Annotated in this window: 8 protein-coding genes and 1 pseudogene; 1 reads left to right on the top strand and 8 read right to left on the bottom strand. The window is 39.3% G+C overall.

The features are described 5' to 3' along the window. Positions 1-163 precede the first annotated feature (163 nt). Together putA and GUY17_RS10480 are read right to left on the bottom strand one after the other, a co-directional pair. Positions 164-3,997, bottom strand: a complete 3,834-nt coding sequence (putA, locus tag GUY17_RS10485) for a bifunctional proline dehydrogenase/L-glutamate gamma-semialdehyde dehydrogenase PutA (RefSeq protein ID WP_162023100.1) — start codon at positions 3,995-3,997, stop codon at positions 164-166. A gap of 514 nt (positions 3,998-4,511) precedes the next feature. Further along, positions 4,512-4,970, bottom strand: coding sequence for a hypothetical protein (locus GUY17_RS10480; RefSeq protein WP_101088299.1), 459 nt, complete (start codon positions 4,968-4,970; stop codon positions 4,512-4,514). Between the two features lie 430 nt (positions 4,971-5,400). Between GUY17_RS10480 and GUY17_RS21210 the strand changes: the two are divergent. After that, positions 5,401-5,816: pseudogene (locus GUY17_RS21210) on the top strand (integrase core domain-containing protein); the annotation flags it as partial. Between the two features lie 328 nt (positions 5,817-6,144). Here GUY17_RS21210 and rnk read toward each other — a convergent pair. The 6 genes from rnk to GUY17_RS10450 all read right to left on the bottom strand — a co-directional run bounded on the left by rnk (position 6,145) and on the right by GUY17_RS10450 (position 14,228). Next, positions 6,145-6,558, bottom strand: a complete 414-nt coding sequence (gene rnk / locus GUY17_RS10475) for a nucleoside diphosphate kinase regulator (protein ID WP_101088300.1) — start codon at positions 6,556-6,558, stop codon at positions 6,145-6,147. Between the two features lie 420 nt (positions 6,559-6,978). Further along, entirely contained in the window at positions 6,979-7,239 is a 261-nt protein-coding gene (locus GUY17_RS10470; RefSeq protein WP_162023099.1) for a hypothetical protein, read from the bottom strand. Between the two features lie 1,054 nt (positions 7,240-8,293). After that, positions 8,294-9,235 (bottom strand): NrfD/PsrC family molybdoenzyme membrane anchor subunit, encoded by a 942-nt coding sequence (nrfD, locus tag GUY17_RS10465; protein ID WP_011637462.1) that lies wholly within the window; start codon positions 9,233-9,235, stop codon positions 8,294-8,296. Next, entirely contained in the window at positions 9,232-9,804 is a 573-nt protein-coding gene (locus GUY17_RS10460) for a 4Fe-4S dicluster domain-containing protein (protein WP_102036995.1), read from the bottom strand. Before GUY17_RS10460 ends, nrfD begins: the two co-directional genes overlap by 4 nt. A 28-nt stretch (positions 9,805-9,832) precedes the next feature. Beyond that, positions 9,833-12,115: a thiosulfate reductase PhsA gene (phsA, locus tag GUY17_RS10455; protein WP_162023098.1), complete on the bottom strand. Its 2,283-nt coding sequence runs from the start codon at positions 12,113-12,115 to the stop codon at positions 9,833-9,835. 253 nt (positions 12,116-12,368) lie between these two features. After that, on the bottom strand, positions 12,369-14,228 hold the full coding sequence (locus tag GUY17_RS10450) for a sensor histidine kinase (RefSeq protein WP_162023096.1): 1,860 nt from the start codon (positions 14,226-14,228) through the stop codon (positions 12,369-12,371). Positions 14,229-14,391: the final 163 nt, after the last annotated feature.

Raw genomic sequence — 14,391 nt, 5'->3', positions numbered from 1 at the left:
ATCAAGTTAGGTTCGCACCGAAAGTATTATCTGTTGTCACTCATTAGCACTTTTATCAGTTATGACAAATAAACCGATACATTAGGAGAATAAATCATCAACTTTTCAGTTGATGATTTATAAATATTTTGAATTTTTGTTTAAACATAACATTCAAAAATAGTTAGTTCTCTTCATCTAAAGTCATCAGCGACGTGTTACCACCAGATGCGGTAGTATCAATGCTAACGGCTTTTTCTGTTAATAAACGTTGAATGAGATTATCAAAATATTCTGAACTGATCATTGGTAAAATTGCCCCTTGACGTTCGGCTAATCTGTCACTGATATAATTTTTTCGGCTACAATGACTATCAACAACGACTCCTGATAACGCAGGATGCGCCAACAAAGTGGTTAAATGACATAAGCGGGTAATTTGAAAAATATTCTCATCTGCGCCTGTTGTAACGAACTTATCTCTAATGGCTAACGCTTGATCATAAAATAAATCAGAAACGACCGAGATAACGGTATTTCCGGTTGTCAAAGCCGTTACAATTGAGAGTATCCAAAAGTGAAAAGTCACATTTTCATCAGCAAAGCAGATGATATTACCGCGATTTTCCAAATAGAGTATATTAGACTCACCTGTTGGACCTGGAAGCGTTGTTGGCTTTTGCAGATGTTTTTCAACACACACTAATTGTGAATTAGCCGCTGTCAAAGTACTGTTTAAGTCATCGGCTAAATCATCAACAATATCGATATCAGCCATTTCGGCTAACATTTGACGCACAAAAGAAATACGCTGATCTAACTCGGTCATGCGCCAGGTTTTTTCTGCTATATCCGCCCTATCCATCATTAATTCTGCTTCTGCTTTCGATCTCGAATCGCTCACTAAAGCATCAACTTGCGATGGTAATAAGTTAAATTTATCGGCATCGGGAGTGGCTTTCTCTTTCACTAGACGTGTTAAATAATATGGCCCACCCGCTTTTGGCCCTGTACCTGAAAGACCACGCCCCCCAAAAGGTTGCACCCCCACAATAGCGCCAATCATATTGCGATTTACATATACATTACCTGCACGCGATAGTGTCGCCAAATGAAAAGCTCGCTGTTCAATCCGCGTATGAATACCCATCGTTAAACCGAAACCGGTGCCATTAATATCATCAATGACTTTTTCTATTTCATCGCCTTTAAAACGAATAATATGAACACAGGGACCAAATACTTCATGCTTGAGCACACTAATATTGTCTATTTCATAAAGTCGCGGCGCAAAAAAGAAATGTTCGTTTTCTGCTATTTCATTTGTCTCATTAGATATCGCGCACTGGTACAATAATTGACCATGAGTTTTCATATAGTCACTGTGAGCATTGAGTGAATCTAGCGCTTTTTGATCAATGACGGGACCAACATCAGTGCTGAGTTTTTCTGGATTACCCACATGTAATTCTGCTAATGCGCCTTTAAGCATTGTAATAACAGTATCGGCAATATCTTCTTGCAAAAATAATACCCTGAGCGCAGAACAACGCTGACCTGCAGACTGAAATCCTGAAGAAATCACATCATCAACCACTTGCTCAGGCAAAGCTGTGGAGTCAACTATCATACAGTTTTGACCGCCTGTTTCAGCAATAAAAGGGACTTTTGCGCCGTCTCTATCTGCCAACGTTTGCGAAATAATAGTCGCTGTTTTAATTGAACCCGTAAAAATAACCGTTTGAATGTGTGCATTAGGAATAATAATACTGCCCACTTCACTACCCTTGGCAATAACTGCTTGTACAACGCCATGAGGTAATCCAGCAGACGTCATTAGTTCAATAGCGCGCAATGCAATTAAACTTGTTTGCTCGGCTGGTTTGGCCAACACCGTATTACCAGTAGAAATGGCAGCTGTCACTTGCCCTATAAATATCGCTAACGGGAAGTTCCAAGGGCTGATACATAACACCACACCACGAGCTTCTAAACGATCATCTTCTGCAAGTACTATCGCTTGTTGTGCATAATAACGACAAAAATCAACAGCCTCTCTGACTTCATCAATACCATCTTGAGTCGTTTTTCCCGCTTCTTTGATGCATAAGGCAATGAGCTCGTCCCTATGATGTTCGAGAATATAGGCGATACTGCATAATAAGGCTGCGCGTTCAGATACAGGCTTTTGTGACCATGAGGCAAATGCAGTTTGAGCCGTATCGATCATCGCGAGCATGTCATCTTTGCTATGATGTCGCTGGAAACCAATGATTTCACTTTGTTTTGCTGGGTTTCTAATGGCTACAGCCCCCTCTGGCGTATCACTTTCAGAAAACTGGTTATTTTCAACCCAATTATCTAGTGATGTTTTTAGCGGGGTTACCATATTTATGTCGGTTAAATCTAAGCCCTTGGAATTATCTCGACCAACACCATTTTCATCATGGTACAAGGCAATAGGTTTGATAATCTGGCCGTTATATTTGTCTGTTAAGCGATGCATTTTTTTAACCGGGTCTTCAAGTAAAGATTCGACCGGTTGAGACTCATCAATAATGGCATTAACAAAAGAAGAATTAGCGCCATTTTCTAACAAACGACGGACTAAATAGGCTAGTAGCTCTTTATGAGGACCAACCGGTGCATAGACGCGACATTGAACATTTTCACTGGCAACAACTTGATCATATAAAGACCCCCCCATGCCATATAGACATTGAAATTCAAAACTTGTTTTGTCATTGCCCGCCAGTTCAAGAATAGTCGTCACTGTGTAAGCATTATGTGTCGCAAACTGTGGATAGAGAGTATCTCTATATTCTAATAATTTTTTTGCACAGGCGAGGTAAGAAACATCAGTAGAAGCTTTGCGAGTGAATACGGGGAAATGTTCATAGCCACCTTTTTGAGTGTTTTTAATCTGAGTATCCCAATAAGCACCTTTAACTAAACGCACCATCATTTTTCGGCCAACACGAATGGTTAGCTCATGTAACCAATCAATGATAAAAATAGCCCGTTTTTGATAAGCTTGCAGAGCCATCGAAAAGCCATTCCAACCCGCTAATTCGTCATCACTAAATACCGCCTCAATAACATCAAGGGACAAATCTAATCGCTCAGATTCTTCCGCATCAACCGTTAAACCAATATTGTATTTTTTAGCTTGCAAACAAAGCGCTTTAAGTTTGGGAACAGCTTCAGTCATTACCCGTTGTCTTTGCGCAAATTCGTAACGAGGATGAATAGCAGAAAGCTTAACTGAGATACCAGGAACTCTACGAGGATCGTTCTTACCTGACGCGAGTGAAACCGCGCCAATAGCATCTATGGCAACTTGATAAGCTTTAAAATATTTATCAGCATCACCCATGGTGCGCGCACCCTCACCTAGCATATCGTAAGAATATACGAAGCCTTGCCGATCTTGTTTGGTAGCATGCTCTGTTGCAGCTTGAATCGTTTCGCCCATAACAAACTGCTCACCCATAATTTGCATGGCATAGTTCATTGCTTTACGAATGACAGGCTCACCTAAACGACCAATAATCTTTTTCAATAAATCAAAACTATCTTTTTCGCGTTCATCAGCATAATCAACCATAGTGCCGGTAACTAATAACCCCCACGATGAGGCATTAACAAACAGTGAATCACTGCTGCCCAAATGACTTCGCCACTCACCTTGAGAAATTTTGTCGCTAATGAGGGCATCTTGAGTGTGCTTATCTGGTACACGTAATAAGGCCTCAGCCAAACACATCAACACCACACCTTCTTCACTGGATAATGTGTATTCTGCGAGTAAGGCATCTACAGCACCGTTACCTGATTCGTCTCTACGTATTTTTAATGATATTTTACGTGCCTTTTCCCACGCTCTGCTGGCAGCTTCATCGTTAACGTCTGCTAACGGTAAAATATGCTCTACCGCAACACTTTCATCAATACGATAGAACTCGCGAATTTTATGACGAATAGGAGAGTCCGTAATGTTCGAATTATTAAAAAGCATGTGCTTCACCTCAGCATGAATAAATTGTATTTTGCAATGACTGGAGACATTTGATATCTAAGAGATACCTAAGATTTGATAACTAACGAGTAAATTATACTGCTCTTTAGTTTTAGACTCTGTGCGTTAGCGTACTTTCTATAAAACACGGTTAACAGTTGTTCCAACTCTTAACATTAACTCATACTTTCAAAAACTTATCAGGCTATATGCCGTTGATAAACTATCGTTTGGTTTTGCCAATATCGCTGAGTTTAAGTGGAGTGTTACCTACGTTGAGGTAATACAACCCATAAATTCGGCCTAGATTTGTTGAAAGGTTGCATTATCTGTATATGGCTTGATATGAATTGGCCGTTGTCACCAACTTTAACGTTATTTTGGTAGTTAAAATAACGCATAAAGTTAGTCATTAAAAAGGCTCTGCTTACCACAGGAGTGCATTCTGAAAAGTTTCTAGTACTAAATCACTCAGTATGACGTTATGTGATTTTTTGTTTGTGAGACATTTATGCTACAAATCGTCAATTTGTTTCATGTTACGTGCCAGTAATCGCCCCTCGGCCTCTTGAACCGACAATATATTATCAAGAAATTCCGTCACCGAAGGTGCACAGCTGCATTTTTGCAGATACTCAAATAGTCCGACGATATTTTTATGATATTCAAGAGTGACAATTGCTATTTCATCCGTATCCATCTTCTCAAACGGATGCTCACCTTCAGTGTGAATAGAAATAGTGAATTTTTCGTAGTAATGCCGACTATACGTGTTGAGTGCACTGCTATTACCATTGTCTTCAAACTTTTTCATTACCTGCGCCATTTTTTTTTCGTGCTCTGAAATGTACTTAAGCAGCAAACCAACTCTTACACTATCGCTTTTTTGTGCACAATTGGCGGCAAAATAATGCAGTTCTTGGTGCATGTTTTTAGTCCATTGCATAACATCGTGAAGTGTTTCTATTTGCATATTATCCTCAAAATTAAAGCTTTTAGGTCACTCTGGGTGGAAAGTGAATCGCCTGCCTAGCATAAAAATAAAAAAATGGTAAAAAATATCACCATTTGTGGCGTAAATTGCAATCGCTTTTAACTCATTTAGTCTATGCAACATTATGTATTTACTACATAATTTAAAATTAGTAACCACGATTTAACTCATGATGTTGATAGTCATAATACGTGTATTTTACTTTTTACTCTGTTCGTTGCCGCACTGAACTTGACATAAATATCCGTCTAATCAAGATATTCACAAACCTTACTGAAAAGAAGTATGACCAACATAGGGCAATTAGAATTATCGGCCCACCGTGGCGATATCATCAAAGAGGTCAACAGGCTCATTGAAAAATATCGTGCTATTTTTTAGATGGAACGTATCTGAAATAGATAAACGCTGGGCAGAAAAATACTTATAGAAAGACGTTGTGTTGCACTCTGATAATGGTGATCCCATGAAATACCTGACGATGCGAGCGAGGATGTACAATTTAGTGGGCGTGACCAAATGAAGTCGTCCAAGGATGAGTAATGATAATCCGTACTCAGAATCTACTGTTTAGTACGGTAAAGTATCATCCGCGTTGGCCTAGTAAAGGTTTTATATCGTTAGATGAAGCGCGTACATGAGTAAATGAATTTGTTTATGGGTACGACAACGAACATTGCCATAGCAGGATTAAGTTTGTGACACCAAATCAGAGACATGATGGTCTTGATGTTAGGATATTGGCGAAGCGAAAAGTGTGCTATCAGACAATAGAAATGAACATCTAGAGCAATGATTAAAAAGAACAGAAACTGTCAGCCATAGGCTGTGGAGTTAATTTAAGAGTAACACAAAGAAGCTGTTTAACCATTTAAGCGACAACTGTCATGAAAAAAACCGCTTAGATAAACCTGTACACCAGTATTCTACGACGCAGTACCAGTACCAGTATGTTGATTCTAGGTGCCATCTATAATTATCGTTGAATCAAACCGCTAGCGAAGTTAGTTATTTAGTTATTTAGTTATTTAGTTATTTAGTTATTGTTTAATAGCCTTAAACCAGATGTAACGAGGATTTACTACATTCTTTTATATAGAGTGTCTTCATTGATCTGGTGTAATTTATTTCAAGCTATTGAATAAATGATGTATCAACGATGGTATTCACCAGCCCTTTCTGGTTGATAAAAAATTTCATTAATGGTTATTTTTATTAACCCACCACCGGGCTTTGGCCATTCAATTTGATCTCCCTGAGCCAACCCAAGTAACGCGCTCCCAACTGGCGCCAGAATAGAGATTTTATCGCCATTCAAATCAAGATCTCTGGGATAAACAAGCGTCATTAAAAACTCATCTCGAGACGACTCGACAGTAAATTTAACCGTTGAGTTCATGGTGACAATTGTAGTGGGTATTTCTGTTGGATCCACGATTGTTGCTCGAGCGAGTTCCTCTTCAAGCTCACTTATACCTACCATTTTCTTTGTAGGTAAGGACTCGATGAGTTTAAATAGTCTCTGCGCATCAAGTGATGAGATCGTTATTTCAGGTCTGTTATTCATTTTTTCCTCAAAAATTCTAATAATTCATGCTTTAAGTATTTTACCTAACGATCAAACTTTGAATAATAGAAGGTTTAATGAGGTAAAATAACATTATTAATGTAGTGATATTAATTTTAAAAATCACACACGCGATTACAAATATTATCTCTAGTTTATTAAAAATAACTTAATATCTGAGTATCTGTGCATAAAAACAGGTGAAATACAAGCCATTACAAAGTGAATATCCACGACTATATTTACAACCAATAAATATATTACTCTAAAGGTGAATTTATAAGACAGAAACACATAAAATTAACAAAAAACTAATAAGCTGTACAGTGCCTTAAACGACGAAAGTATTACAGCGAACATTAATTTTTTAATCTGATATTTTTATTATATTCAAAGTTTAATGAATGCTTATGATCAAGCCTATTTAGATATTAATGCATTTAACATGATCTCTTGAGCCTTCTCTTGTATAGAATTGAGTAACAATTTCTCTGATTTTACCTGAACTTTTTGCCCATTAATTATTGTAAATTCATCCAAATAGTTAACTAACTGTTTAACAATACCAATATAATTTTCAGGTATCCTTATAGCCACTTTTTTGGGTCGCTTAGCTGTTTGTGCTCTAGTGCCACCTACTCCAACTTGATGTGACTTAATCTCACCATTATTTGCTGTCATTTCTAGACTCCTTCACTATCTTTTTATAGAGAAAGTTAACATCATTATCCATTTTAAAAATCACTACTAGAAACTAAATTAATAAACAATAACAGATAGGTACCAAAACCTAACTGTCTATAACGTTAATGTAAAAAGATTCTGTATGTTAAAAAAATAAAATAGGCTGAACATAAAAATCATCTTCAGCCTATTTATAAAAACATTCTACGTTATTGTTCCTCGCCCCCCAAAAAGCTGTTATTACTGACATTTATGTACAAAGTGTTCAGTTAATTAAAGGAGGTAAAGTATTTCGTATCCAGTTTACTAGCCTTTTTTCTTTCTAATCTTGGCTACCTCTGTAACATTTGATTCTTTTTTTAACTTACGCTTTTCTTTTAGCGACAACAATGGTTTTTTCATTTCATGCTTAGACATATCATTACCTTATAAATAAAAAATTAATAACGTTTATTTAATGCAATAAACTCATTTTTGAAATAAATAATCCACCGCCCTCCTTTTAGAACTTTTTGGGTTTATTTTTATAGTATTAAAATTAAATTAATTACAGCATTTTAAAAACAAATAATTATTTACATATAGATAAAACAAAGATTGGGTTACTCCTATTGATTAAAAATAGTTTAACGAAATCTAAGCCTCAACATATAAATGCAAGCTGTTTTTTAAATGTTAATTTTAATTGTATATTCTGTAAAAACAGATGGGCGCAATGACACGCCCGCTTAATCGGGGAATTTTAGGGCGAAGCTCCCTAAAAAAATAATTGAATAAAATGTGAATATTGATGTTTTCATAAAGCCAATATAGCAGCTTAAATAATAACTTCAAGTATACGTTAGCGGTAAATCTGAATAATCTACGATTATCGTTTCTAATTTATGGATTTAATTGTGAATACGGTCGACTTTAGTGTTGTGTCTTAAGTTAATTAACCAATGTTGACTGCTGTTACAACCTAATACTGCAGCCTATTGCGTAGTTTTTACCCTCCAATCAACCTAAGTCTACTGGAGGGCAAAAGATGACTTATCTACTTATTTCTTGGTTAACTTATATAACTTTGTCCAGCATAGATGATGAAGTGTCGTAATGCTAAAACACCCGTCAAACTGCAGCAGGCAACTGATATCATGATGGCTTTAGTGTGACGAGCATTGGCAGGTAAAAACATAGACAGAATGGGAACGATAAACCCGATTCCGACTACGCCTATCCAAAACACGCTAGCCCAAATGTCGGTACTTAATGATGCTAATGCTTCAGCAGCTGCGCCTCCTGTGAAATAAAGAGTACTAAACAGCATCACTAAAAACATCATTTCAGACACGATTACGGGTAAATCTAGGCTGTGCATTTTTGCCACATCGTTATCATGGGGGCTGCTATTAAAACAGGTTAACGCAACGATTAAGTTACCCGCAGCTCCCGCTGATAAACCAGACGCTAAGAACAATGCCGGTAATACTGCAGTATTGAGCATTGGGTAGGCATTCATGGCCGAGATTAAAAAGCCAGTATACGCACCAACTCCTATAGCAAGTACAAACAGTAGGATTTCAATTACTTTACGCATGGGTAATAGCATATGCCCTATTGGGGCTAAAAATCCTAACTTCCACTTTGGTAAATCATCTCGTAATACAATCAATGCATAAGCAATACCTAACGGTGAATAAGCTAGTAAGGCCAACACACCAATCGCCATTACAGATGTAAAATTATAATTGACTAAGATGAGCCAGAAATGAAATGGTTTGGTTAAATCAAACACTAAACAGGCCAAACCTAAGCTTATGGCTACTGGCCCGATAATGGCAGAGGCTTTTAATATCGAAGTTTCAATATTGCCCCCTTTACTATACCAACGCATACCAATACCAATGAGTACGCTACCTGCCGATAAACCGGCCATAAATAAATAAACGGCGATAACCCAGTTCCATGTCACTGGATCATATTGCGCCATGTCGCCCCATATATTGTTCATGACTCTATCCCTCCTCGTTTAGTCGGAACACGGTACACTCGTGGTTTGGTACCTAAATGCGTTTTGTCTTGATAGGTTATTTTTGTATTCAGTAATTGAGCAACCTCACTTTTACTGTCGTTAGCATCGCCAAAATACAATGCATCTGTTGGGCATGCTGTAACACAAGCGGGTTGTTCACCTCTGGCTAGGCGAGTGTCTTTACAGAAATTACATTTGTCTGCAGCCTTGGTTATGGGATTCATAAAGCGCACTTTGTATGGACATGCCGCAACACAATACATACAGCCAACGCACTTATCGTTATGAATAGACACTAAGCCATTTTCGTCTATGTAAGCGGCACCTGTAGGGCAAACACTGACACAAGGTGCGTCTTCGCATTGCTGACAGGACACGCGGTGATATTTAAAATGTAAGTTTGGTGCTTCACCAAAAGGACCTTCCACCCTAACTTGCAGGCGTGTTACCCCTTCAGGGACTTCGTTTTCACTACGACAAGCTATATTGCAAGCTTGGCAGCCGATGCATTTGTTTTCATCATGCACCATGACATATCGTTTGCTCATAGGAGACTCCAAATCAATTAGTTACCGGCTAAATTTTTACCAACTTGACACCTGTGGTGTGTAAATTCATGCCACAGATGGGAGCGATGACATTAGGAAGTAGGTTGCCGCAATGGATACCTTTTCCTGTTGCTCGCACCAGTTCTTTGTTTTTGGAGCCAAAGCCCATGTATGCAAACACAGTATCTTGACGAATCCCCGGGGTGACCAAAGCGGTTCCTTCTTCGGTGCCAACACTGCTGGTTAATTGAATTGCATCGCCACTATGGATATTTAATCGTCCGGCGGTTAATGGATGGATCCAAATCGCATTTTTCGACATAAGATTGGCTAGCATTGGAATATTATGGGTGGCGCCATTGGTGTGTACCGCGACCTTCCCTTGTATAAAGTACAACTCATCGGCTTGCTTTAGTTGTACATCGCGATGCTTAATCACACCTCGTCCTGGTGCCATGCCTTCTATTTTTGGTGAGGTTAATTCAATCTTGCCGCTGGGTGTTTTAAAGCTCATTGAGCTGGCATAAGTACCGTCTGCATCAACACTTTTGGCATTGGGATAAGCCTTAACGAATTCGGTAACCATTTCAGGTTCACGCAACATCAATGGCTTACCGTAGCTGACGTAACCCATTTTTTTGATGTGTTCCAACAAGCTGTGATCGCGATTCAACTGCATTAATTGCAACGTTTCTATATTGTCCCAAGGGTAAAATTGTTCAAGCCCCAAAGCTTGGCCTAATTCTTTAAATATTTGCCAGCTTGGGCGAGTATTACCAATGGTTTCAACCACACGTTGACGAACATAATAGGCCGGATTTTTACCTGATTTATCTTGTATCTCTTCATCGCGTTCAAGATAAGTCGATTCTGGCAAAATATAATCTGCGTATGCTGCGGTTTCACTGATATACAGGTCACATGACACCACTAAATCTAGCTTTTTAAGCGATTGTTCTACTTTGGCTCGGTCTGTAAGGGTTTGCATTGGGTTAGTACGACTCATTACCCATGCTTTTAATTGATAAGGTTTGGCGTCTAATGTTGCATCTAAAATGGTTTGATAAATGCCACCATTTGACCACATCATTGCATACTGCTTTTCAACCTGGTCAATGCGGATTGCCGTTGGCTTAGGCATGCCTTTAACACCAGGTTTGGCTAGCGCTGGGGCCACATTTTCACCGGCAAGTTTATTATAGCCAGGTGCTTTCTGGCCCAAGTAAATGCCCCCTTTTCGTTCGATGTTGCCAATCAATATGTTGGCTGCATATAACGCACGGCGCATATCGAACTCTTCAGGGGTAAATGTAGCGCGATGGCCAAAATCAACAACGGCGTGTGGAGCGTGGCTTGCGTATTCATGTGCAATACGTCGAATGGCACTGGCAGACACGTCTGAAATAGTTTCGGCCCATTCTGGGGTATATTTTTGTACTTCAGCGGCGAACTCATCAAAACCAACAACATATTTTTCAATGAAGTCATGGTCATATAAATTGTCATTAATCAACACATGACATAACGCTAACGCGACCGCGACGTCGGTACCCGGACGTATTGCGTGCCACTCATCAGCCTTATCTGCCACAATCGAGAATCTAGGTTCAAATACAACTAACTTGGCTCCTCTATCCATTTGAGCTTGCATCAAGCCTCTTGTTTCAGACATGTTGATGCCTTCATACAAGTTATGACCAAAGTTGATGATGTATTTGGCATTGCTCAAATCACGCTTCATTTTGGTGCCAAATATTGCCTTAGCAGCAACAACATAACTGCCCGGGCACGTTGAGGCATGAGTAAATGTATTGGGCGATCCAAAAGCCTCAGCAAGATGAAATATATGACCTGAAAGTGAACCAGACTTTGATGAGAACGCTATGGTTTCGGCACCATATTGTTGTTTAATTTGGTTCATTTTGGCGGCAATTTCTTTATAAGCATCAGCCCATGAAATCTCTGCCCATTCACCTGCGCCGCGTTCACCCACACGCTTTAGTGGATTAACGATACGCTGTGGATCGTAAAGTAAGCTATGGCCAGCTCCACCTCGAGCGCAGACTTTGCCACCAAACGATTTAGCTTCTTTATTGCCCGTAATAAATACGTTTTTGCCATCTACAATGCGCGCCTTAATAGGACACCGCGTTGAACACATTTCACAAATACTGGCCACTTCAGAAGCAACACCTTTTAATGGTGATTTTTCTAATGCAGCTAGCGAACCAGGAAGCATGCTTGCTAAAGCACATGTGGCGCCACTGGCACCCGCTCCCTTTAAAAAATGACGTCGATTTAACTCAATCATGATTGCCCCCCTTCATCTTCAACGAAGCACGAAGTTTTTCTCTGTTTACTTATTATTAATGGTACTAACCAAACCCAAACTGTAGTCAGCATCATCGCTAACACCATTGTTATTCCATAAGTAAACTAAGGGTATTGTGGTAAACCACATTGAGGGGCGTGATTTGATTGATGTCACGGTTTAACATCTCAATAAAATGAGATAAGCCAAAAAAGACAGGTTGGAATAAAAGTTACCAGGGGTATTTGATTGATTAATCGGGCATAGCATTTAATGGGATAACAATGAGAACCCGACATCCATATCGCCAAGGTGAGCTCGGGTCATCTTTACATTTTGATAAGTTAATCTGGCCACCAAAAAGAGCAATAACATCACTGCAAATGGCCAACCCTAGCCCTAATCCATTGGCTTTGGTAGAAAAGAAACTTGTTTTAAAATCATCGTTAGCACAGGTTAACCCAATACCATTATCATAAATTTTCAATTGTAAACTTTGATCAACAATGTGTAAATCTATCAGTATTCGTTTGCGGCTATGAAGCGAGAATTCTTTTTCAGACACCGCATCAATGGCGTTTTTCAACACATTAATCAACACCTGACAAAAACCAACTTTATCGCCTTGCAGCTTAATTTCAGTGGTAGTCAATTGAGTTTTGATGTTGATTTTTTCTTTTTCGAATTCATTTTCGAGTAAGTCTAGGCAAACCATTAATTGTTCTTGTGCATCAAACTCAGTACTTGCAGTACCTTTTCGTTGCAACAATTCTCTGATCCTATGAACAATTTCTCCGGCACGCATTGACTGCTGGTGTATTTTTTCAAGTAATTGGTATTGTACTGAGTTTGTACCAATATTTTTTGCCTGCTCAATCATCCCGCCTTCACTATATTGCGTGATGGCCGCAATGGGTTGGTTGAGCTCGTGAGCTAAACCTGCTCCTATTTCACCTAATATTGCTGCGCTTTGCATGCGCTCAAGCTGCAATGCTTTATTTTTCAATTGGCGCTCTGTATTGATTAAGAACTCGCTCTTTTGTCTAAATTTATATTCCAGCCAAAGATGGTAAATGGTCGCGATAACAAATAGACCCAATAAACTAAAGCCCCATTTTTGATTGAGCTTTATCCATTGCCACACTTGAAGATGCACAGGGCTATCATCCGCATTTAAGTTTAGGTCATTAAACAATTTAACCACTTGAAACTGGCTAATGGGGGCAGCCCATCCCCGGTTCTGTCCTATAATTGACGCTGGGTCATCCATACTTATCGACAGTAATGCTCGGGTTATCCCCGTTCTCACCATTAACGGCACCGCATCCGACGATGCAAACGACCAATTAGGGTATAAAGGGGTGCTGACGGCACATTCATAATCGGCAGGAGTGACATCATTTATTACCCGATAATCGCTAGCCTTGATATAACCCTCAGCTACCATTTGTTCTAAAGTACAAAATGGAGTAATGGCTATATCTGCTGTGCCATCGCGGACTTGATAAATAAGCGGTTCAAGCGGAAAACCGAGAAACGTCACTTTGGAAAAGAAGTTACTGGTCGAATAATCCATCGAATGGATAAGCCCTATCGCGGCTTGGTACCCTCCTAATGCATTAGGATCACTGGCCACCACTGAATGGCCAGCAAGATCGTCTACGCTGAGCAAATGACTGTCTTTACGGACGATAATAGTCGCACCTATCGCAAAAGTGCTGCCATTATGTTGATTGCTCTTCATGGTGGCTAACCAGGAAATGGGATAGTCGCCACTCATATTAAAGTAGTGGCCAGGATTGGTGACAACAAACTGTATGTCGCCGCTGATTAGCTTTTTATTCATGTTGTTGAAGTCTAACGGCACAACCTCAAAGCTGGCATTGGCAACATTTTGGCTTAAATAGTCCATTAATGGCTGCCAGCGTTCAATACTTTTAGCCACACCATAATTGGCAAGCACTGCAACTCGGTAATGTACTTCAGCATGAGCTTGAGTCGTAATGGGTTTTTCAATGACCGCATCTGGTGTGACAGGCTGCGCACTTGCTTGAGTTAAATATCCAGCAAGAATTAATGAAAGTGCTCCAATCAGCAAAGTTTCAATTCGCATCCGTAACCTTTTAGCCATCTGACAACATTTAGTTAATCGGTACTTAGTTAATAAACAAAGTAATCCGTTTTTATGCAACAAACTCAGTGTAGTGCAACTTAATTAACAAAACAGATACGCACAGCACAAAAGCAACCGAACAACTTGATCCACAACCAACAAT

Source organism: Shewanella sp. Arc9-LZ, from assembly GCF_010092445.1.
GTDB lineage: Bacteria > Pseudomonadota > Gammaproteobacteria > Enterobacterales > Shewanellaceae > Shewanella.
The sequence above is the reverse complement of the archived record's forward strand: the minus strand, read 5'-3'. Positions and strand labels throughout refer to the sequence as shown.